The 21,407-nt window shown below is 60.0% G+C and carries 18 protein-coding genes and 1 riboswitch; of the genes, 6 read left to right on the top strand and 12 right to left on the bottom strand.

Annotated elements, in window-relative coordinates:
* Positions 1-33 precede the first annotated feature (33 nt).
* The 4 genes from ACR0EK_RS09855 to ACR0EK_RS09840 all read right to left on the bottom strand — a co-directional run bounded on the left by ACR0EK_RS09855 (position 34) and on the right by ACR0EK_RS09840 (position 6,637).
* The gene (locus ACR0EK_RS09855; RefSeq protein WP_480899659.1) at positions 34-2,574 is read right to left on the bottom strand and encodes a putative PEP-binding protein; all 2,541 of its coding nucleotides are present in this window, start codon (positions 2,572-2,574) and stop codon (positions 34-36) included.
* A gap of 89 nt (positions 2,575-2,663) precedes the next feature.
* Positions 2,664-4,883, bottom strand: a complete 2,220-nt coding sequence (glyS, locus tag ACR0EK_RS09850) for a glycine--tRNA ligase subunit beta (protein WP_480899630.1) — start codon at positions 4,881-4,883, stop codon at positions 2,664-2,666.
* Between the two features lie 9 nt (positions 4,884-4,892).
* Entirely contained in the window at positions 4,893-6,140 is a 1,248-nt protein-coding gene (gene gltS / locus ACR0EK_RS09845; RefSeq protein ID WP_480899628.1) for a sodium/glutamate symporter, read from the bottom strand.
* Complete coding sequence (locus tag ACR0EK_RS09840) at positions 6,116-6,637, bottom strand: DUF6446 family protein (RefSeq protein WP_480481433.1); 522 nt, start codon at positions 6,635-6,637, stop codon at positions 6,116-6,118. The genes gltS and ACR0EK_RS09840 overlap by 25 nt, the downstream gene beginning before the upstream one ends.
* Before the next feature lie 78 nt (positions 6,638-6,715).
* Here ACR0EK_RS09840 and ACR0EK_RS09835 point away from each other — a divergent pair, with 78 nt between their 5' ends.
* The gene (locus ACR0EK_RS09835) at positions 6,716-7,348 is read left to right on the top strand and encodes a MarC family protein (protein ID WP_480481435.1); all 633 of its coding nucleotides are present in this window, start codon (positions 6,716-6,718) and stop codon (positions 7,346-7,348) included.
* A gap of 5 nt (positions 7,349-7,353) precedes the next feature.
* Here the strand turns inward: ACR0EK_RS09835 and ACR0EK_RS09830 are convergent, their stop codons facing one another.
* Positions 7,354-8,286, bottom strand: coding sequence for a glycine--tRNA ligase subunit alpha (locus ACR0EK_RS09830; protein ID WP_480967779.1), 933 nt, complete (start codon positions 8,284-8,286; stop codon positions 7,354-7,356).
* A 206-nt stretch (positions 8,287-8,492) separates the two neighbouring features.
* Between ACR0EK_RS09830 and ACR0EK_RS09825 the strand changes: the two genes are divergently transcribed.
* On the top strand, positions 8,493-10,232 hold the full coding sequence (locus ACR0EK_RS09825; RefSeq protein WP_480967778.1) for a serine protease: 1,740 nt from the start codon (positions 8,493-8,495) through the stop codon (positions 10,230-10,232).
* A 67-nt stretch (positions 10,233-10,299) separates the two neighbouring features.
* On the opposite strand, the gene ACR0EK_RS09820 is transcribed toward ACR0EK_RS09825, so the two are convergent.
* From ACR0EK_RS09820 to metZ, 5 genes are all read right to left on the bottom strand, one after another.
* Positions 10,300-11,874 carry a thiamine pyrophosphate-binding protein gene (locus ACR0EK_RS09820; protein WP_480967777.1) on the bottom strand — a complete coding sequence of 525 codons (1,575 nt, stop codon included), beginning with the start codon at positions 11,872-11,874 and terminating at the stop codon, positions 10,300-10,302.
* Positions 11,874-13,322 carry a TrkH family potassium uptake protein gene (locus tag ACR0EK_RS09815; RefSeq protein ID WP_480773586.1) on the bottom strand — a complete coding sequence of 483 codons (1,449 nt, stop codon included), beginning with the start codon at positions 13,320-13,322 and terminating at the stop codon, positions 11,874-11,876. The genes ACR0EK_RS09820 and ACR0EK_RS09815 overlap by 1 nt, the downstream gene beginning before the upstream one ends.
* Positions 13,323-13,381: 59 nt before the next feature.
* Positions 13,382-14,020 (bottom strand): hypothetical protein, encoded by a 639-nt coding sequence (locus ACR0EK_RS09810; protein ID WP_480537566.1) that lies wholly within the window; start codon positions 14,018-14,020, stop codon positions 13,382-13,384.
* 283 nt (positions 14,021-14,303) lie between these two features.
* Positions 14,304-15,407 carry a GTP cyclohydrolase FolE2 gene (gene folE2 / locus ACR0EK_RS09805; RefSeq protein ID WP_480481445.1) on the bottom strand — a complete coding sequence of 368 codons (1,104 nt, stop codon included), beginning with the start codon at positions 15,405-15,407 and terminating at the stop codon, positions 14,304-14,306.
* 241 nt (positions 15,408-15,648) lie between these two features.
* A complete protein-coding gene (metZ, locus tag ACR0EK_RS09800; protein WP_480557305.1) occupies positions 15,649-16,839 on the bottom strand; it encodes an O-succinylhomoserine sulfhydrylase in 1,191 nt (396 codons plus the stop codon).
* A gap of 61 nt (positions 16,840-16,900) precedes the next feature.
* Positions 16,901-16,978: riboswitch (SAM riboswitch) on the bottom strand.
* 123 nt (positions 16,979-17,101) lie between these two features.
* Here metZ and ACR0EK_RS09795 point away from each other — a divergent pair.
* The gene (locus ACR0EK_RS09795; protein WP_480899622.1) at positions 17,102-17,800 is read left to right on the top strand and encodes a glutathione S-transferase N-terminal domain-containing protein; all 699 of its coding nucleotides are present in this window, start codon (positions 17,102-17,104) and stop codon (positions 17,798-17,800) included.
* Positions 17,801-17,932: 132 nt separating this feature from the next.
* Positions 17,933-18,889: a calcium/sodium antiporter gene (locus tag ACR0EK_RS09790; RefSeq protein WP_480899620.1), complete on the top strand. Its 957-nt coding sequence runs from the start codon at positions 17,933-17,935 to the stop codon at positions 18,887-18,889.
* Positions 18,890-19,038: 149 nt separating this feature from the next.
* Here the strand turns inward: ACR0EK_RS09790 and ACR0EK_RS09785 are convergent, their stop codons facing one another.
* Both ACR0EK_RS09785 and ACR0EK_RS09780 read right to left on the bottom strand, forming a co-directional pair.
* Positions 19,039-19,536 (bottom strand): hypothetical protein, encoded by a 498-nt coding sequence (locus tag ACR0EK_RS09785; protein ID WP_480967776.1) that lies wholly within the window; start codon positions 19,534-19,536, stop codon positions 19,039-19,041.
* Positions 19,537-19,776: 240 nt separating this feature from the next.
* Positions 19,777-20,148 (bottom strand): OB-fold nucleic acid binding domain-containing protein, encoded by a 372-nt coding sequence (locus ACR0EK_RS09780; RefSeq protein WP_480967775.1) that lies wholly within the window; start codon positions 20,146-20,148, stop codon positions 19,777-19,779.
* A gap of 127 nt (positions 20,149-20,275) precedes the next feature.
* Here ACR0EK_RS09780 and ACR0EK_RS09775 point away from each other — a divergent pair, with 127 nt between their 5' ends.
* Positions 20,276-20,599 (top strand): 2Fe-2S iron-sulfur cluster-binding protein, encoded by a 324-nt coding sequence (locus tag ACR0EK_RS09775; RefSeq protein ID WP_209504265.1) that lies wholly within the window; start codon positions 20,276-20,278, stop codon positions 20,597-20,599.
* Positions 20,599-21,342 (top strand): FG-GAP repeat domain-containing protein, encoded by a 744-nt coding sequence (locus ACR0EK_RS09770; protein WP_480967774.1) that lies wholly within the window; start codon positions 20,599-20,601, stop codon positions 21,340-21,342. The genes ACR0EK_RS09775 and ACR0EK_RS09770 overlap by 1 nt, the downstream gene beginning before the upstream one ends.
* Positions 21,343-21,407 lie beyond the last annotated feature (65 nt).

The following is a 21,407-nucleotide window of genomic DNA, read 5'->3' as shown; positions in this document are numbered from 1 at the left end:
ATAACCCACTATTCCTAGGGGTTCCGCGCAGTGTCAACCCCCAAGTCTGGAGGAAATCGCCAGTTGAGCGGCAGCCAGCCGAGCGACCGGAACCCGGAACGGTGAGCATGACACATAGTCGAATCCAAGATCGCGACAGATGGCGATTGATTCGGGGTTTCCACCGTGTTCGCCACAGACCGAAAGGGTCACATCCGGCTTCGCGGCCCGTCCGCGTTCCGCCCCGAGTTTCAGCAGCTCGCCCACCCCGTCCGGATCAAGGACGTGGAACGGATCTTCGGTAAAGACCCCCTGCCGCACGTAAGCGGACATGAAACGACCGGCATCGTCGCGGGACAGACCGTAGGTCATCTGGGTCAGGTCATTTGTACCAAAACTCATGAACGCGGTCTGCGGCGCGATCTCTTCCGCGCGCAGACAGGCGCGTGGTGTTTCGACCATGACGCCCAGCCGATATTCAAATTTCTGCCCGCGTTCCGATTCAACCGCGGCGGCGACCGAGTCGATGCGGGATTTGACCAGTTCAACCTCGCGCTTGGCGGATACCAGCGGGATCATCACTTCGGGCACCACCGGGGCACCGTTTTTTCGGGCCTCAAGTGTGGCTTCGAAGATCGCGCGCGCCTGCATGTCGTAGATCTCGGGCACAGTGACACCCAGACGAACGCCGCGCAGTCCCAGCATGGGGTTGTATTCGGTCATCGCCTCAACCCGGCGTTCGACGTCGGACACGGGCAGGTCCAGCGCCTCAGCTAGTTCCCGTTGCCCGGTGCGCGTTGTCGGCAGGAATTCATGCAAGGGTGGATCGAACAGGCGGATGCAGACAGGCTGGCCTTCCATGATCCTGAACAGCTGAACAAAATCCTCGCGCTGCATCGGAAGCAGGCGTTCCAGCACTGCCGCCCTGCCCGCCGAGGTTTGCGCAAAGATCATTTCGCGCATCACGATCAGACGGCCGGGATCAAAGAACATATGTTCGGTCCGGCACAGACCGATCCCCTGAGCCTGAAAGTTCCGGGCCGTCTGCGCATCAGCCGGTGTGTCGGCATTGGCGCGGATGTCGATGTCACGCTCGGCATCGGCCCAGCCCATCAGCGTCTGGAAGCAGTCATCCAACGCGGCCTCGAGCATGGCGGGCTGACCGGCCAGCACCTGACCCGAGCTGCCATCAATGGTGACAATATCGCCGGTTTTAAATACCCGCCCATCCGGTGCGGTTAGCATCTTGTCTTTCGTCTGAAACCGCATTTCCGAGGCCCCGACGATACAGGGCAGACCCAATCCGCGCCCGATCACGGCCGCGTGGCTGGTCATGCCGCCCTTTTCCGTCAGAACCGCAACAGCGGCGTGCATCCCGCGCACATCCTCGGGCGAGGTTTCCCGGCGCACCAGAACACACGCCTCGCCACGGGCGGCACTGGCCTGTGCTTCGGCCGAGGTGAACACGATCTTGCCGGTCGAGGCACCGGGGCTGGCACCAATGGCCGTGGTCAGCACATCGCGGCGCGCATCGGGGTGGACCTGACGGTGCAGTAGTTCGTTCAGCGCGTGCGGGTCGACACGCATCACCGCCTCTTGCGGCGGTATGATACCGTCTTCGGCAAGACGTACGGCAATGCGCATGGCCGCGCGGGCCGATCGCTGCACCCGGACGCCATCCAGAATATGCACAGTGCCATCCTGAATGACGAATTCGACCTGCATCTCTTCGCGCAGTTTCTGGCGCATCAGGGCGGCATGCGCTTTGACATCGGCAAAAGCTTTGGGCGCGACCTCTTCCAGCGAGGGGCCGCGCGGGTCTTTTTCCAGAAACAGGGCGGCCACATCTTTGCCCAACGCATCGCGCCCCTGGCTCTGGCTGAGGTAGCGACCGGTGATCTGCGGCATTCCAGTTGTGGAATCAACCAGTTGCAGAACACCCGATCCGCATTCCCCTTTGCCGACGCCGGGGATCATCTCTTGGATGACCAACCCAAGCCCGGCATCAGCGGGTGCCCCCTTGGCCTGCCGCAGCAAGCGCGCGGACGTCCCGTCCCATGCACGTGCCATCGAGCGCAGAACACCGATCAGCTGTTCGCCCCTGTCCTGCGGAAAGACCTCGTCGGTTTCGTCCTCGTAGGCGCGCAGCGAATGGCGCAGCCCTTCGCGGCCGTCGGCGTCAATGTCATCAAACACATCCGCATCCAGCCGCGCCACGTGGATCGCATAGCTTTGAACGAACCTCAGATACAGGGCTGCGGCGGCCTCGGCCCCCATGGTGTCTGACAGGTCGACATAACGGGCATCGTTCATTCCGATATTGAGAACCGCGCCGGGACCGCCCCAATCGGGATCTTCGGAACTGGGCCGGACGCATAGCAACGAGGTCGGATCGAACTGTTCGAGGATCGCCGCAATATCCGGGGTTGTCCCTTCTGCGATCTGGTGAACGGCATCAAATGACAACGCAACGGTTCGGGGCACCGGCAGGTCCAGCCGGACCAGACGTTGCAGACATTTGGCCCGCCCGCCATGCCTATGGGCGGTGACAGGCGCGTCGGATGTAATGAGCGTCGTATTCGGATTATTCTGCACTGCGGCACCTTTTGGTTTGCGTGCAGCATAAGCGCTTGCGCCCTTCACGCAAGTGCGTTGTGGGCGCGCTTGCCAGCGCGCCCGGTCGTTTACCCTTCGATCCGGGTCAGATCGGCCACACTGGAGCAGATCTGCCGGATCTGGCTGAGCAGGTTCAGCCGATTGCGACGAACAATGTCATTGTCGGTGTTGACCTGCACATCCTCAAAGAACGCATCCACCGGCCCGCGCAGCCCCGCCATGGCGGCCATGGCCGTGGGGAAATCTTCGGATTTCAGCGCGGGTTCGATTTTTGCCTGTGCTGCGTTCAAGGCCGCAAACAATGCCTTTTCGCTGTCGGTTTCGGCGAATTTCACATCCGCACCGTAGGAATATTCCACCCCATCCTTTTCCTCGGCCTGGGTCAGGATGTTGTTTGCGCGCTTGAAACCCTGCACGAGGTTTTCGCCATCTTCAGTCGCGATCACCGCGTTCAGCGCGCGGGCACGTTTGACCAGCAGATTGAGGTCGTCATTGCCCTCCATCGCGATACAGGCGTCAATGACGTCGTGACGGATGCCCTCGTCGCGGAGGAAGACCTTGAGGCGGTCGTGGAAGAAGGAAAGGAGATCGTCGGATGCGTCGGGGATCTTCTTTTCAAGGCTCAGGAAATCGGCACCCGACACTTCGCCCAGCCTTTCCTTGACAGTCTGGAAGGCTGCGCCAAACACGCCGTGATCTGCGATTTCATCCAAAAGTTCGTCAACGTTTTCCGCCGCCAGCGCCTCGTTTGCAGCGCTTTCAGCACGCAGCAGCTGTCCGTCGAAAAACCGATCCAGATGCAGGCGCAGGTCATTGTCGAGCACCAACCGAATAACCCCCAACGCAGCACGGCGCAGGGCAAACGGGTCTTTTGAGCCGGTAGGCTTTTCATCAATCGCCCAGAACCCCGCCAGCGTGTCCAGCTTGTCGGCCAATGCAACGGTTACCGACAGCGGAGCCGTGGGCACGTCGTCTGATGGCCCCAAAGGCGAGTAGTGCTCTTGCGCGACAGCAGCCACGGCGGCATCTTCACCTGCCGCTTCGATGTAATACCGCCCCATAAGGCCCTGAAGCTCGGGGAATTCGTAGACCATTTCCGAGCTGAGGTCGGCCTTGGCCAGGCGCGCGGCTTTTTCAGCCTGATCCGCATCGGCACCGGTCACTGACGCCAGTTCGCGGGCCAACGCGGCGATGCGCCCGATCCGGTCGGCCTGCGTTCCCAGTTTGTTGTGGAAGGTGACGTTTTCCAGCGCGCGGGTCCATTGTGCAATGTCCGATTTGGCGATGCGCAGGTCATTTTCCCAAAAGAACTTGGCATCGGCAAGACGGGCTGAGAGCACTTTCTGATTGCCCGCCAGAATGGTCGCGCCATTGTCAGCGGTTTCGCGGTTCGCAACAGTGACGAACCGTTCAATCCGGCCCGTTTTGGGATTGCGGACCGAGAAGAACTTTTGGTGTTCTTTCATCGAGGTTTGCAGCACCTCGGGCGGCAGGTCGAGGAATTCGTCGTCGATCCGCCCCATCAGGACAACCGGCCATTCGACCAGCCCGGCGACCTCGGCCAGCAGGCCCTGATCTTCGACCAGTTCAAGACCGGCGGCAAAGGCCATGTTCTGGGCGTCGTTCCAGATGTGCCGGGCGCGTTCCTCGGGGGACAGGACGACAAAAGCCCGCTTCAGCTTGGCCGCGTAATCGTCGAAAGACGTGACCGAAAACCGGTTGGGCGCCATAAAGCGGTGGCCTGCTGTGGTGTCGCCGGACGAAATGCCATCGACATCCATTGGCACGACCTGCGCCCCGGCCTCATCCGTCAGAATGCACAGGATCGAATGCAGCGGGCGCACCCAGCGCAAGCTGCCACTGCCCCAGCGCATGGACTTAGGCCAAGGGAAATTGCGGATGGTGGTTTCGAGCACTTCAGCAATGATCTCAGCCGCGGGGCGACCGGCCTTTTCGATGGTGGCGAAATAGATGGCCCCCTTGGGCGTTTCGCGTTCTTCCAGCTGATCACGGGTCAGGCCCGCGCCGCGCAGGAACCCTTCGATTGCCTTGTCGGGCGCGCCGACCTTTGGGCCCTTGCGTTCTTCCCGGATGGTGGGGCTTTTCGCCAGCAGCCCCTCGACCGCCAGCGTCAGGCGGCGGGGCGTGGTCAGGGCGGCGGCGTTTGCATAGGTCAGACCGGCCTCGACCAGACCATCGGTAATCCGCTTTTTAAGATCCTCGCCGGCACGGGCTTGCATCCGTGCGGGGATCTCTTCGGAGAACAGTTCGATCAGCAGGTCGGGCATTGTCGGTCCTTAGAAATTGACGATCGTCTGAATGACGATGGCATTGGCGATATCCACAAAGAAGGCGGATACAAGGGGCAGCACGATAAAGGCAATAGGCGATGGGCCATATCGCTTGGTCACGGCTGTCATATTTGCGATAGCGGTGGGTGTGGCCCCCAACGCAAAGCCGCCAAACCCGGCGGCCAGTACTGCGGCGCGATAGTTGGACCCCATGACCGGGAACAGCACCCAGAGGACGAACAGCACCGCGAACACCGTCTGCGCCGTCATGATCACGGCAATGGCCATGCCCAGCTGCGCGATGGTCCAGAGTTGCAGGCTCATCAGCGACATTGCCAGAAACGCGCCCAGCGCAAATTCCGAAATCAGCGCCAGCGACGGTGTGCGCGACACTTTCGGAGCATCGGGAAACAGCGCGTCCCGCAGATTGGCGATCACGATGCCCATGATCAGGCAGGGCACGAACAGCGGCAGTTTCAGCCCGGCGGCGGCAATTGATTCATTCAGCGCATATCCCGAGATGATCGCCAGGTTCAGGTGCAGCAAGACGCGCATGACGGTCAGATGATCGATGTTTGCGGTGTGCCCGTCATGCTCATCCGGCAATCCGATGCTGTGTTCTTCGTCGGGGCGGTCAGGCGTCAGGCCGCGCCGTTCCACCAGCAGGCGCGCAATCGGGCCGCCAACCAGCGCGGCAAGCACCAATCCAAGGGTTGCGACGGCCACACCCAGTTCGGTCGCGCCGTCAAGCCCCGTTGCCTGCGCCACGTCCGGCGCCCATGCGATTGCCGTACCGTGCCCACCGATCAGAGCGGCCGATCCGAACAACACACCGGCCTGTGTGGGATAGCCGAAGATCACCGCCCCAGCCGCGCCAATCACATTCTGAAAGATAATCGTCGCCAGAGTGAGAATCAAAAGCAAGATTAACGGCTTACCGCCCGCAATGAGGTCAGACAGACGGGCGTTCAGGCCGATCCCGGCAAAAAACAGGACCAGCAGGAAATCGCGGGCTGTCAAGCCAAAGGACAGTTCGATCCCGAAGACCAGATAGAGCGTCAGAACCACCAGCGAGGCCAGCAGGCCCCCTGTTACGGGTTCGGGGATGTTGAAATTGCGCAGGGTTGTCACACGTGCGTTGATCTCGGCCCCGATCAGATAGACCGCAAACCCCAGAGTGGCCGTCAGGAAATCGGGGATTTCTATGACATGGCCCACGGTCTGCTCCTTCAGTTTTCCGGGCGCGGCGGACATTCCTCGCCCACGACGGTACCGTCATAGGCTTTTTCACCGCAATTGTTCAACGCATGCCAGACATAGCCCTTGCCATCCGCGGTGATCGCCACAATCCGGTCGACACCGAAATGGATGTTCTTCACCCCCATGAACGCCCGCGCCTGCCCGGATTCAAGCGCTTCCGCCAAAGACACCGCATCGTAGCATTCAAACCATCCCGGTGCGGTCAGGGGTTCGGAGTTTTCGACAGGCACGTATCCAGCCATCTGGTCCGGCGACAATTCGGTCTCGAAACAGGCGCGATACCGGATAGGCGAACTGTCGGCGTCGATTGCCTGAAACCCGGAATAGGCGATGGGTTCCGGCACACCGCCTGCATCCGTCATCAGGGCAACGTCCTGCCCCGGTTGCGGTTCGACCTCATAATAATAGCCGTAGACCTGTAGATAATACATGCCGAGGCCTGCCACGATGGCCGACAGCAGCAGAAGAATTGCCAGCAGTTTTCCCGTCATCTTTCAGGCCGCCTCTTTCAAGTTCTTGTAAAATAGGACAGGTTTCATCGGGGAACAGGCAGAAACGAGGTCAACACGATGGAATCCACCCTTGCCGTCGGATTTTTCGGCGCATTGTTTGCGATCATGAACCCGGTCACCAACCTGCCGGTGTTTCTGAGCGTCACTCAGGACCTGTCCGCCGCCGAACAGCGCAAGATAGCGGTCAAAACCGTGATCTACTGCCTGATCCTTGGCGGTGCCTTTGCCCTGGTCGGCAGTCAGGCGCTTGGCCTTTTTGGCATCAGCGTCAATCATCTGCGCGTCGCCGGTGGTCTGGTTGTCATGATGATCGGTCTGAACATGCTGAACGGGCACGAAAGCACCTCTCATCACGGGACGAAGGGGGAGAAGGACGCTTACCCCGAACCCGACACCGTCGCCTTTTATCCGCTGGCCTTTCCCATTCTGGTCGGCCCCGGCACCATCACCACGCTGATCCTGTATGCACACCAGATCAAGAAGCCCATAGAAGCCCTTGTTTATGCAGGCGTATTCCTTGCCGTTGTTGGCCTGCTTCTGATCACGTTCTGGAACGCGGCCTGGCTGGCCCAACGCCTGTCCGACACCGCGCGCGTGATCATGAGCCGCTTTATGGGGATGATTCTGGCGGCTATCGCCGTCAGCATGATCGCGGACGGCCTGAAAGCCCTGTTGCCGGGGCTGGCCTGATCGCCTCATCCGGCGCTGAACCCGGCGGCCTCGGTCTGCACAAAGGCATCCGCGCATTGCTTGGCCAGCGCCCGCACGCGTCCGATATAGGCCTGTCGTTCGGTGACCGAGATCACGCCCCGCGCATCCAGCAGGTTGAAGATGTGTGACGCCTTGATGCATTGGTCATAAGCCGGGTGCGCCATGATGATGCGCTTGCCAGTTTTCGGATCGTCATGCGCCTGCGCCAGGATAGTGGCGCATTCAGCCTCGGCCTCTTCGAAATGGCGCAACAGAACCTCGGTATTGGCCACGTCAAAGTTCCAGCGGGCGTATTCCTCTTCCGTCTGTTTGAAGATATCGCCGTATTTCAGCGGGCTGGGCGATTGCGGATCGTTGAACGGCATGTCCATCACGTGGTCGATGCCCAGCACATACATGGCCAGACGCTCGAGACCATAAGTCAGCTCGCCCGAGACAGGCGCGCAGTCATGGCCGCCGACCTGCTGGAAGTAGGTGAACTGGCTGACTTCCATTCCGTCACACCAAACCTCCCAGCCAAGCCCCCACGCGCCGAGTGTCGGGCTTTCCCAGTCGTCTTCGACAAAGCGGATGTCGTGCAGATCCATGTCGATGCCGATAGCCTGAAGGCTGCCCAGATACAGATCCTGCAAATCCGGCGGGCTGGGTTTGATCAGCACCTGATACTGGTAGTAATGCTGGAGCCGGTTGGGGTTTTCGCCATAGCGCCCGTCCGTGGGGCGGCGCGACGGCTGAACATAGGCTGCGGCCCATGCCTTGGACCCCAGCGCCCGCAAGGTGGTTGCGGGATGGAACGTTCCTGCCCCGACCTCCATGTCATAGGGTTGCAGAATCGCGCAGCCTTTCGAGGCCCAGTAGGACTGAAGCCTGAGGATGATTTCCTGAAATGAACGCGGTGCGCTGGTCGGTTCGGTCATGACATTCCCTCTGGGCGCCCCTGCGCCCGGTTCCGGTCGGTTTGGCCCTTCCTATGCAAGGGGCCGAGGGGCGTCAACGGGGCTTTGGGCTGCGGCTGTATCTGCGCGGCCACACCACAAATTCCCCGCATTCACAGCATGGTATTTGGCAAATGAAATCGCGTATTCTGCCCCTCAGTACAAACACCGCATAACACGGGCAGACTATGACACGCGTATTTTCAGCAATTCTTTTGTTTCTTCTGGTCGGCCTGCGCGCCGCGACCGCTCAACAAGACCCCGGCGTCTGGGTTCAGGTCGAGGCGCAGCCGTCGCTGCGCGAAGCGCAGGACCGGGCGCAAGCCTATGCCAGCACCCTGCCCGACGTGAACGGGTTTCGGCTGAACAGTGGCTGGTATGCCATCGTGATCGGCCCTTATGCACGCGGGGATGCCGAGCAGGTATTGCGTGTATACCGGGCCGAGGGGCAGATCCCGCGTGACAGCTTTGTCGCGTTTTCAAGCGCGTTGGGGCAACAGTTCTGGCCTGTCGGCGAAAACGCGGTAAACCGCGACGTCGTAAGCGCGCCGACGGAACCGGCAGCACAGGCGGAAGAATCCGTGGCGGTTACGACCCCGCAGGTTTCGGATGAAACCCGCGCACAAGCGCTGCAATCCGAGCGCCTTTTGACCGCGCAGGAACGGAAAGACCTGCAAACGGCCCTTCAGGCGGCGGGTTTCTATAATTCGACCATTGATGGTGCTTTCGGTCAGGGAACCCGCCGGTCGATGGGCGATTGGCAGCGGTTCAACGGGTATGAAGCGACGGGCGTTCTAACCACGGTGCAGCGCAAGGCCCTGATGGATGAATACAACGCGCCGCTAATCTCGGCCGGGATGGACCGGTATTCAGATGACGCGGCCGGAATTGCGCTGGACATGCCGTTGGGTACAGTCAGCTTTGACCGCTATGAAGCTCCGTTCGTACATTTCAAAAGCGCCTCGGATCTGAACACCCAGGCCCTTTTGATCAGTCAGGAGGGTGACAAGAACACGCTGCGCGCCCTTTACCAAGTGATGCAGTCGCTTGAAATTGTTCCGCTGAACGGCCCGCGTGAGCTGGGTCGCGACCAGTTTACCCTTGAAGGGCACGGCAATGGGATCGTGTCATTCACGCAGGCGCGGCTGGCCGATGGAAAGATCAAGGGCTTTACACTCGTCTGGCCCGAAGGGGACGAGGCGCGCCGCCTGCGTGTTCTGGCTGCGATGGCGACCAGCCTGAGCACAACGGACGCGGTTCTGGATGCCGCCGCCGGTGCGGATGCGGAACAGCGCATCGATCTGGTCTCGGGTCTTCAGATCCGCAAGCCCCGGTTGTCGCGGTCGGGCTTTTTCGTTGGCGCGGACGGTACGGTTCTGACGGTATCCGAAGCCGCCGAAAGCTGCACCCGGATCACCCTGGAGGGGGATCAGGAGGTTCAACTGGCGCTGACCGACCCGGAGCTTGGTGTTTCGGTCCTGCGCCCTGCAAAAGCCCTTGCACCCATGAGTGTTGCTGCTTTCAGCACCACCCAGCCGCGCATTCAGTCCGAAGTGGCCGTATCCGGCTTTTCCTATCAGGGCGCTTTGGGCGCACCGACGCTGACCTACGGTCAAATCGCGGATATCCGTGGCCTGAACGGCGAGACAGGTATCAAACGGCTGGCCCTGAACGCACAGCCCGGCGATGCGGGCGGACCGGTCTTCAACGACAGCGGCAACGTGGTTGGCATGTTGCTGCCGACACCGTCAGAGGGGCGCACCCTGCCCGCGTCTGTCAGCCTTGCGGCGACGGTCGAGCGGTTGACAGAAATCCTGACGAAAGCCGGTGTTTCCGGGCAGTCGAGCGAGGAAACCACCCGGATTTCCCCTAACGAGCTGAACCGGCGCGCGACCGGAATGACGGTTCTGGTACACTGCTGGGACTGAGCCCGCGCAGACATTGAAACCAGACGTTGAAACACCAAAGCGCCGCATGAAGATGCGGCGCTTTTTGTTACAGAATGTCCGGGGTCACGTGGATCAAGGTCGGGACAGGCGCATCGAACGCCGCGCGAACCGCGCTCTGCATCTCAGCCAGAGATGAAGGGGCTGAGGAAAGCGCGCCAAAAGCCTCGGCCAGTTTGCAGAAATCCGGGTTATGCGCCACCACCGCATTGGGCGCGATCTGGCTGCGGACCATGCTGTCTTCGATTTCTTTCAGCTTGCCATTGTCCCACAGGATGATCGGCAGCGACAATCCCAGTTCGACCGCAACACCCAGTTCCTGCATCGTATAGTGGAACCCGTAATCCCCGGCGATTACCGCCGTTGGTTTGCCGCGCCGCGCCACCGCGCCGCCAATTCCGGCCGGCAGACCATAGCCCAGCGTTCCGAACCCGGTCGGATGGTGCCAGTGATGCGGATAGGCCATGTCCCACACCTCTTTCGCGACATAGGCGAATTGGGTCATGTCGGAATAGATCATGGTATCAGCAGGCATCGCCGCGCGCAGCGCATCGGCCACTGATACAATTCCGGGCCGTTCGGCATCCACCTCGGCCCGCCACCGGGCACGGGTTTCGGAAATTTCGTCGGGCGACCAGCCGGTTGCCGGTTTCAGGTTTTCGGTCGCCTGCCACAAGGCGCGGGCAAAGCTTTCGCTGTCGGTTTGCAGTTTGATCGCGGCGCGATGGTGGTCGGACAGGACTTCGGGATCAAGGTCAACCCGGATCAGCGTTGCCGAATGCCCAAGGTCGCTGCGCCACAGATCGACCTCGCCCAGTTCGGCGCCGACCGCGATGACCAGATCCGCTGAGGCGATAACCTCGGCGCTGCCGGGGCGCGGCAGCGACGCCCCGAAATCCAGCGGATAGTTTGCGCCCGGCAGCCCGCGCCCTGCGTATGTGGTAAAGCAGGCAGCTCCAAGCTGTGCCAGAATCTGCCGCCAGTCGTTGGATTTGCAACCGCCCCCCAGAATGAACAGCGGCCTGTGCGCAAGGTTCAGCATCGAGACAACAGGCGATACGTCAGGCGGCAACGCCTTGGTGCGCAACGCGGGCTGGTTGGGGAAAGGTGCCGGATCAGCCTCGGCCTGCAACTGCGCGATTGGCACCTGAATGTGCTTGGGGCGCGGGCGCGACAGCTCGAATTCTTCAAAAGCGCGTTCGACCAGCGCATAGGCGGCCTCGGCCGTATTGGCCTGTGCCGACCAGTCGGCAACGGTTCCGGCCGCAAGGCGCTGGTCCTTCATCTGGTGCAACTGGCCGCGCAAGGCTTGTGTTTCATCAAGGCAGGACGACACCACCAGCATCGGCACCGAGTCGCTGTAGGCTTGCCCGATCGGCGTCATGATGTTGCACAGGCCGGGCCCGGTGATCACATAGGCAACCCCCGGCTTGCCGGTTGCGCGGGCATACCCATCGGCCATGAACCCCGCCCCCTGTTCGTGACGGGCCAGAACATGTTGGATGCCAGCCTCTTCGATGCCGCGGTACATTTCCTGATTGTGAACGCCGGGTATGCCGAAAATCACGTCTACGCCACGATCCTTGAGCATATGCGAAATCTGCGCGCCAAGGGGTCTTTTCATCAGCCTCTCCAGAATTGAACGGTGAAGATCGCGTAAACGGCCAACAGCTCGAGCCGCCCGACCAGCATCCCGATTGTCAGAAACCATTTGGCCGTGTCGTTGAGATTTGCGAAATTGCCCGCTGGTCCGATCTGATCGCCCAGACCGGGGCCGACATTGGCCAGCGCGGTCGCCGCCCCTGAAACGGCTGTGATGAAGTCCAGACCGGTCAGCGCCAGCGCCCAGGACAGCACGCCCATCGACAGGACGAAGAACATGAAAAAGCTCATCACCGAGGTCAGAACACCCTGCCCCACGGGCCGCCCATCATAGAGCGGCACGAACACGCCATGCGGAGACCTGATCCGTTTGATCTGACTTTTGATCGAGGCAAACAGCAGCTGGTAGCGGAATATCTTGATCGAGCATGCGGTCGAACCCGCGCAGCCGCCAATCAGGCCGATCAGGAAGAACATCATGATCGGAAAGCTGCCCCAACCCATGTAATCGACACTGGCATAGCCGGTGCCCGAGATGATCGAGGTGATGTTGAACAGAGATTCCCGAAACGCCTGTTCCCAGTGATGCGGAAAGACCGATGTCAGGAAAATCGACATGATGATGACCAGAACCAGAATGGTCGCCAGAAACGCGCGAATTTGACTGTCTTTCCACAAGGACGCTGTATGGCCGTTTGCCAGCTGGACATAGCGCACAAAAGGAAGCGCCGCCAATATCATGAACACCGACGCCGCATATTCGGCGGGGCCCGAAAAGGTTCCGAACGAGGCGTCATAGTTCGAGAACCCACCGGTCGAAAGCGTTGTCAACGCATGTACCAGCGCATCGAAAAAGTTCATTCCCAGACCGGCGTAAACCAGCGCGCAAACCAGTGTCAGGAAAACATAGATGAGCGAAATCTGACCCGCGATCTCTTGCGCGCGAGGCAGGATTTTACCCATTGTTTCAAAGCCTTCCGAGCGGAAGATCTGCATGCCGCCGACACGCAGTTCGGGCAGGAACACCATGGCGACAACGATGATCCCGATACCCCCCAGCCATTGCAGGATACCACGCCACAGCAATAGCCCCTGCGGCAGGGTATCCAACCCGGAAATCACCGTTGAACCTGTTGTTGTCAGGCCGGACATCGCCTCGAAATACGCGTCGACAAAGCGCAGCTCGGTTTCACCGAACAGAAACGGAATTGCCCCAAACAGGGGCAGCGCCGCCCAAACACCGGTTGTCAACAGGAAGGTCTGGCGGATGGTCAGCCCTTCGCCCACACCGTTCGAGCAGCTCATCGCCAGAACGGTCCCGGTCAGCGTCGTGATAATGGCGCTTTCCAGAAATACCGGCCATTCGCCGCGCCCCTCGATCAGGTCCGCGAGCATAGGCAGCAGCATGGTCGCCCCAAGAATGGCGACCAGCAAGCCAATCACATATCCGACCGGGCGAAGATCCATCATGACGCGCAGGGTTGGCGTGCCAACCCGACCGTGTCAAGCAGATGATCCCGGTTTACCTGTCAGTTTTTGACATCTGTTCCGGGCATCACAGGCGGTTTGGACGGGGCGCGTGATTTTCGCGCCTGCGGTTTGCGCGGTTCCGTCGCCGGGGCTGGTTTCGCCTGCACCTTGGCCGGGGCAGGATCGGCCTGTGTCGGCCTGACCTGCGCTGCCTGAACGGGCGCCGGTGTCGCAGGGGTGGGCTTGGGCGTTACGGGCGACACGGTTTCGGTCGCAGGTGTCGCCGCGGATTCAACAGGCTTCACTGCTTTTTCATCACTAACCGCTGGTGTCGGTTTGGCTGCCGCCGGGGGTGCCGCCGTGGGCCGCGGACTGGCTGAAAACTCAACAGGTTTGGCTACCGGCTTGGCCGGCGCAGGTTTGCGGGCCAGCTTTTTCTTGGCCGTTGACGATTTCACCGGTACGCGTTTCGCGCGCGCCACGGCAGGTTTGGGTTTGGCCGCCGGTTTTTCCGCCGGAGCTTCTACCACTGGACCCGGTGCTGATGCTGCCAGATGCAGGGCGTGGACCGGCACCATCGGCAGTTCAAGCGCCGAACGGGTCATGATCTGTGCAATCTTGATCTGGTTGACGATCGCATAGCCAGCCATGCGTATAGCCGCGGCCTGAAGCTCCAGCGGTTGGGTAATCGGATTCATTCCATAGATCTCCTGTGAAAACGATGCAGCCAGAAAAGTAAGGGTAAAGCGCCCTGCCCGCTCGGGGGGTCCGGGCGGAGGTTGGGGTCTTGCAGTCCAAGGCGTCTCACGTCTCGGCTTCCTTTCGGGTGACACACCATTGAGCGCGCCGGTGTGCCGAAGCTGCATTCCCCGTCAGGATACAGGAGTTTTTCACGCAATTGCAGCATTTTTGCTGCACTGCGGCGAATGAGCGCCGATCAGGTAAATCTCTGATTAAATTCTAGCCACTTACCCGAGACGTTCAGCCAACGTGAAACAGGGTCGTAAACAGTTTCGGGTCAAGGCTGGACGCGGCGAAGGTTGGGCCTTCGGTCAGAATCGACACGGCGTCATGGCTGTGCAGGCTTTCCTGATGGCTTGCGACAACGCGAAAATCACCGACGTGATGATCTGCCAGCAACTCGGCACAAAACAGGCGCGCGGCATCTTCGACGAAGATCGGATTGGCTGCGTTCAATTCGGCGAAAGCCTGTTCATCTTCGCGCTTCACCATCACCTGCGTTTCCGTCGGAACCGCACGGCGGCACAGCGCAATCAGGTCTTCAAACCAAAGGCAATCCGCATCACAGTCCACGACAACCGAGATCCGTGCGACGGAGCGCTGCGAATGCGGCGTCGCCAGCTGACCGCGCATCGACCGGGCATGTTCGCTGAGTTCCAGCGAACAGGGGCAGGTCGAGGAATAGACATAGTCAAGGTGCATGATCTTCTGACGCACACCGTTCTGTTCGACCAGTTCCAGCGCGATATCGTAATACTGATACCCCTCAAGGCCCGAGCGCAGGCTTTTGATCCTGTCCGGGTAGGAAAAGCGCATCTGGATACGGGCGTCGAAGCTGTCCAGATCGGACATGTAATCGTCCAGGGCGGATTCCATGACCTCAAAGCTGAAGGTCCGTTCCGCATGTTTGTAGAAAGACCGCATGATCCGGGACATGTTGATGCCCTTTTTCTCGGCCTCGAGGCTGACCGTGCCGGTGATCGAGGTTTCCAGCGTCAGGTCTTCGCCCTCTTTCCGGTGGAACCGGATCGGCAGGCGGAAGTTCGAAATACCCACATGTTGGATCTGCTGTTTGGCCCCACGGATCAGGCTGGACGGGCCGTTCTGCAAATCCGGCAAGGATGCGCGGTACGCCGCATCGACGGTAAAGTCATCGGGGTAAGCGCGCGAAAAAGGCGGATAGTTGCCCGCTGCCAAACCGGGCAGCAGCCGGGCCACAGCCGGGTCAAGCTGGTTTATCTCGGCTTCCGAGGCAGATTTGGCCCATTGCCGCAGAACGTTCAAAGCCTCGGCAGCTTTGTCCCGATCTGGTTTTTCATCAATGTCGCGCGGGTGAACATTCATCAGCGGCAGTTCCTTGGTTGGTCGTCGGACTATATATGACTGATGGTCTATTACCAGTCTAACCCGATACGTCGGCAATAGCAGCCCGGATTGAAAAATCCGGCGCAAAACCGTCATCTCGCAACAGTTAGCGCCTTTTGAAGGTGGGAACAGCGGGCGGCGCGCCTGGCTGCCGCCCGAAACAAAGTGGCCGCTTAGGCACGCAGCCTGCCCCCCAGTACAAAAAGCGGGGGGCTTTGGTTTATTTCTGCGAGGCTTCCAACGCTTGCCGAAGGTCGGCCAGCAAGTCACCGGCATCCTCAAGCCCGACGGAAAAGCGGATCAGACCCGGTGTAATGCCCAGTTGGTCCTTCTGCGCGTCGCTGAGACGCTGGTGCGTTGTTGTCGCCGGGTGCGTCGCGATGGATTTGGCATCGCCCAGATTGTTCGAAATCACCGGGATGGTCATCGCATTCAGGAAGGCAAACGCTGCATCCTTGCCGCCCTTGATGTCCAGCGACAACACGGTTCCGCCCTTGCCGCCCAACTGGGTCTGAACCAGTGCGTTCTGGGCGTGGGTTTTCAAACCGGGATAAAGCGTCCGTTCCAATGCCGGGTGCCCTTCCAGCGCCTCGGCAATCTTTTGCGCGCTTTCGGCTTGAGCATTGACCCGCAGCGCCATCGTCTCAAGACCCTTGAGCATGATCCACGCATTGAACGGGCTCAGCGCGCCGCCGGTATGCTTAAGATAGGGTTCAACTGTTCCTCGGATGAAGTCCTTGGTTCCGATGATCACACCGCCCAGCGCACGGCCCTGCCCATCGATATGCTTGGTCGCTGAATAGACGACCACATCCGCACCCTGCTGGATCGCGCGCGAGAACACCGGGGTCGAGAACACGTTGTCCACCACGACAACGGCTCCGACCGCATGGGCCAGATCGGCCACGGCGGCGATATCGATCACCTCAAGCGTGGGGTTCGACATGGATTCAAAGAAAACGGCCTTGGTGTCCGGGCGGATCGCAGCCTTCCACTGTTCCAGATCGGTGCCGTCAACAAAGGTCACGTCCACGCCATAGCGGCTCAGGATGTTTTCAAGGATATAGAGGCACGAGCCGAACAGCGCCTTGGCCGAAACGACATGGTCCCCGGCCTTCAGCATCGAGGTCAGCGCGCCGTTGACGGCGGCCATACCCGAGGCCGTCGCAAACGCATCTTCGCCGCCTTCCAGCGCCGCGATGCGCTGCTCGAACATGGACACGGTCGGGTTGCCGTAACGGGCATAGATGAACTCGTCCGGGCCACATTCCAGAAACCGGGCCTCGGCCTGTTCAGCGTTTTCGTAGACGAAACCCTGCGTCAGAAAAATCGCCTCGCTCACCTCGTTATACTGGCTGCGACGGATGCCGCCATGGACGGCTTGGGTGCGTTTGTTCCAGTTCTCGCTCATCTCAATCCTTTCAGCCTCGGGTGGAGGCAAACAAAAAACCCCAGACGCGGCCAAGCGAAAGGGGTCTTTCATCCTGACCTTTTAGCGGTGTTGTTTAGCGTGGCCCGCAATCCGGTAACAAATCGCCACGTAGCTTCAGGATCGCAATACGCCTCGGGCGGTTCGCGGTCAAGCCCGGCCTGCGCGTTGGTCACGCTTTCGTAAGCGGTACTTGCCGAACCGGCAGAAACCCGCATGATCCCCGTCAACATCAGGAGAACACATGGCTGACCCGATTGATCTGTATTTCTGGCCGACACCGAATGGCTGGAAAGTTTCCATCGCTCTGGAGGAGATGGAGCTGCCCTACACCACCCATCTGATCAATATCGGCAAGGGTGACCAGTTCGACCCCGCGTTCCTGAAAATCGCGCCCAACAACCGGATGCCCGCCATCGTCGATCCCGACGGGCCGGACGGCGCACCTGTTTCGGTTTTTGAAAGCGGCGCGATCCTGATGTATCTGGCCCGCAAGACCGGGCGGTTCTATGGCACGACCGAACGCGACCGGATCGCGGTCGAGGAATGGCTGATGTGGCAGATGGGCGGCGTTGGCCCGATGGCCGGTCAGGCGCATCACTTCCTGAAATACGCCCCGCAACTGGACCCGCCGCAGGACCTGCCCTATGCCAAGGACCGCTACCGCACCGAGGTCGCGCGGCTTTACGGCGTACTGGACCGGCGGCTGGCCGAAAACGAGTATGTCGCGGGCGATTTCTATTCCATCGCCGACATGTCGATCTGGGGCTGGGCCAGCCTGTGGGAAGGCCAGCAGCAGGTGCTGGAGGACAAACCGCACTTTGCCCGCTGGCTGGAGACCGTCAGCGCCCGCCCAGCCGTTCAGGCCGGACGCGCGCTGTATGCCGAGTTGCGAGGGGATCATCGGGACAAACAGGCACAGAGCGTTTTGTTCAAGCAGTAGGTTTGTTCCATGGCCGGTTTGCGGCCAATCTTACGTGTGCTGCGTGATGCGCGAATATCCGCCTTTGCTATTGTATAGGTTTGGCAAATCATTACATGAGCGACGGAAATCCTTCAGAAAGACCCACTCAAGATGTACGCGGCGTTATTTGTCGTATTTGGCCTTGTTGGCTTAGTGATCGGTGGCGAATTGGTAGTGCGCGGATCGGTTTCTGCTGCCAAGTCGTTCGGTATATCACCGATGGTCATCGGACTGACACTGGTCGGCTTCGGAACGTCAACACCGGAACTGGTTACAAGCTTGCAAGCCGCGCTTTCCGGTTCTTCAGGCATTTCGATTGGGAATGTTGTCGGCAGCAACATTGGAAACGTTCTTCTGATACTCGGCATCGCAGCACTCATCGCGCCTATCGCCGTGAATCCGAGAGCACTCCGCCGGGATGGTACGGCGGTTGTGATAGTAACTCTCGTTTGTTTAAGCGTAGTTCTATACTGCGAAATCAGCCGGTTGATCGGCGCAGGGCTTGTCGTCACGTTGGCGGCCTATCTGGGCTTCACGCTGTGGTCTGAGTATAGGTCCGAAGGCACGCCAGCCGCAGCTGTCTACGAGAACGAAGCAGAAGCCGTAGTCGGCCCAGAAACATCGCTTGCCGTGTCGTTGCTGATCACCGTTGCAGGGCTGGCGATTACGATATTTGGGGCAAAGTTCTTGGTGACAGGTGCCGTGTCTCTTGCTGAGACAGCGGGGCTTTCGGAGACGGTAATCGGGCTGACGATTGTTGCAATCGGAACCTCAATGCCGGAGCTCGTCACTTCAATCATCGCAGTTCGGAAAGGTGAGGGAGATGTCGCACTCGGGAACGTCTTGGGCAGTAACATCTTCAACATCTTGGGTATCCTTGGCGTAACCGTTCTGGTGCAACCTATGGTCATCCCTGGCGAGATTATTCGTCTCGATATCTGGGTTCTGTGTGCCTCAACGCTTGTCCTTATCGGGTTTGCCCGAAGCGGCTGGTCAATCAGTCGGCGCGAGGGCGGGCTCTTTGTGCTTGCTTACATTGTCTATCTTGGTGTGCTTCTGGTTCGGTAACCATTCACTCGGATAGCCTGGCTGTTTAGTGAAACCGACCGTTACAGCGGTGCAGTTATGGCCCGCTTTGTCCCCGTACCAGGTTACTCCGCCCCGCACCAACACGACCAGCACCCCCGGTGGCGGATCCGTGGCGGCGGCGCGACCTGTCAGCGAAACTGGAATTCAGGTTCCGCGGGGAAAGACATGGAAATTCCTGTCCAGTGCCCATTGCGCAGCCTTGCAACGTTCCGCCCGTCAACACGCATCCGGGTCGTCAGGACAAATGCGGCCTGCCCTTTGCGCGCCCCGGCTTTCTGGGCTGCGTCGTCAGAACGCTCGGCCCTGTCGAACAGCATTCCATCGGGTTTTGCCGACCGCCGGGATCGAAAGTTCGGAACCAAATGCGGCTTTCGATCCGTTTCGTCAGACGAGCGCGACGCTTCAATCCGCTTGAGTTGCTGCAACTCTGACCGAAGCCTTTTTGCAGTCTCAGCCTGTCTGTGTTCAAAGGAATAAGCGCTTAACGCCTCATCAATCATTCGGGCAGTATGAACATATCCCGCTGAACGCGTGAGTTCCGAGAGCTCTGCCAGACGGTCGGAAATCCGGCTTTCGTCTCGAGAGACGGTATTTTCGAGCGATCCTTGGTGCGTTGCGTTGGGCATCCGAACTGACTCTGAAAAGACGTTGAGTGATGCGCAATCCGGCCCGAGCTTTGACACAAGCCGATGCGCAAAGATGCGTGTCACTACGCGCCCGGCGCCGGAGAGTCGACCACCCCGCGTTCAAGTGGCGGAAAAGCGCCTTAAACGCGCATTTGAAGTAAAGAAAACATATCGCCCGTTCTTCAGGCGCGGGTTTGCGGCACTGCGACGGACTATGTCGGATTGATCCGCATGACAGACCTAACCCTGCCCCTGCACCAGCAGGTCCAGCATGTCCGAGATATCCTCGATCTCTTCCGCGATCACGTGGGTCACCGAATGCGCCCGCTGCATCCGACCCGTCACCTTCAGCAATCGCCCCGAGATCACCGCACGGCGGAAGCGTTCGTAGATTTTGCGCCAGACCACCACGTTGACGATCCCAGTCTCATCCTCAAGCGTCAGAAAGATCACGCCTTTGGCCGTCCCCGGCCGCTGCCGCAGGATCACCAGCCCGGCCACGGCCACACGCGCCCCTTCGGGCGGGGCCTCCAGCTGGGCGGAGGGCAGACAGGACGGCGGTCGCGGCCAGTCCCGGTTTGAAACCGCGCGGTGAAAAGGGGCAACAAGCATGAGAACAAAAATAGAACAAAATACAGGAAAGTCCAGACACGGCGTAAGGAGTCGCAAATGAGGCTGGAAACACCTAACTCCCTTCACTAAGGAAGGTTTCGAACATCGCAAAAGGAAGACGCACGCAATGGCAAAGATCACCTATGTCGAGCATGGCGGTACCGAGCACACTGTCGAGGTCGCCAACGGACTGACCGTCATGGAAGGGGCCCGTGACAACAATATTCCCGGCATCGAGGCCGATTGCGGCGGTGCCTGCGCCTGCTCGACTTGCCATGTCTATGTCCATCCCGACTGGGTCGAGAAGATCCCGGCCAAGGACGACATGGAAGAAGACATGCTGGATTTCGCCTATGAGCCCGACCCGGCCCGCTCGCGCCTGACCTGCCAGATCAAGGTGACCGACGCGCTGGACGGCTTGATTGTCCAGATGCCCGAAAAGCAGATCTGATGCCCAACAAAGCGCCGCGTCAGCCCGCCCGCCTGTGGCAACGTCGGGTGCGCAGCGCTTTGCTCCCTTTTGGCCTGTGGTGCGCGCTGCCAATCGCTGTCGCGGCGGATACCATCACCGACGCCCGCTTCACGGAACCAACCACGCGATACGCGCATGGTGTTTTGGGCGACAATATCGAATACGGCGCTTTGGAACTTGTGGTCGATGACACAGTCGTAACGGTTCGTCTGCCACAGGACCGTGTATTCGAAGACCTTGCGCCGCGTCTGGCAGACATCGACAGGGACGGCGCGGTTGAAGCAATTGTCGTCGAAACGCAGAACACAACAGGCGCTCAGCTTGCGATCTACAACGCCGCTGGCGAAAAGATAGCGGCCACTCCTCATATCGGCGCACGTTTCCGCTGGCTCGCCCCGGTCGGTGCTGCTGATCTGGATGGTGATGGCAATATCGAAATCGCCTATATCGACCGCCCCCACCTGGCCAAAACCCTGCGCATCTGGCGCTTCAAAGATGGCGGACTGACCGAAATCGCCGCTCTGCCCGGCCTGACCAACCACAAGATCGGTGAGGATTTCATTTCCGGCGGCCTGCGGAGCTGCGGCGACCATCCCGAAATGATCCTCGCCAGCGCCGACTGGTCGCGGATCATCCGTGTTTCCTATCAGGATGGCTGGCACCTGACGGACTTGGGCCCGCTCAAACAGCGCGACAATCTCACATCAGCCCTGAATTGCTGATCCGCCTCTTCATCTGGCCAAAAAGATCCTGGAGGGTGAGTGGTTGAAAAGAAATCGTCCAGCGG

The organism is Ruegeria sp. AE4 (assembly GCF_056542185.1).
Note: the sequence above shows the minus strand (reverse complement) of the source record. Positions and strands in the feature narration are given on the sequence as shown.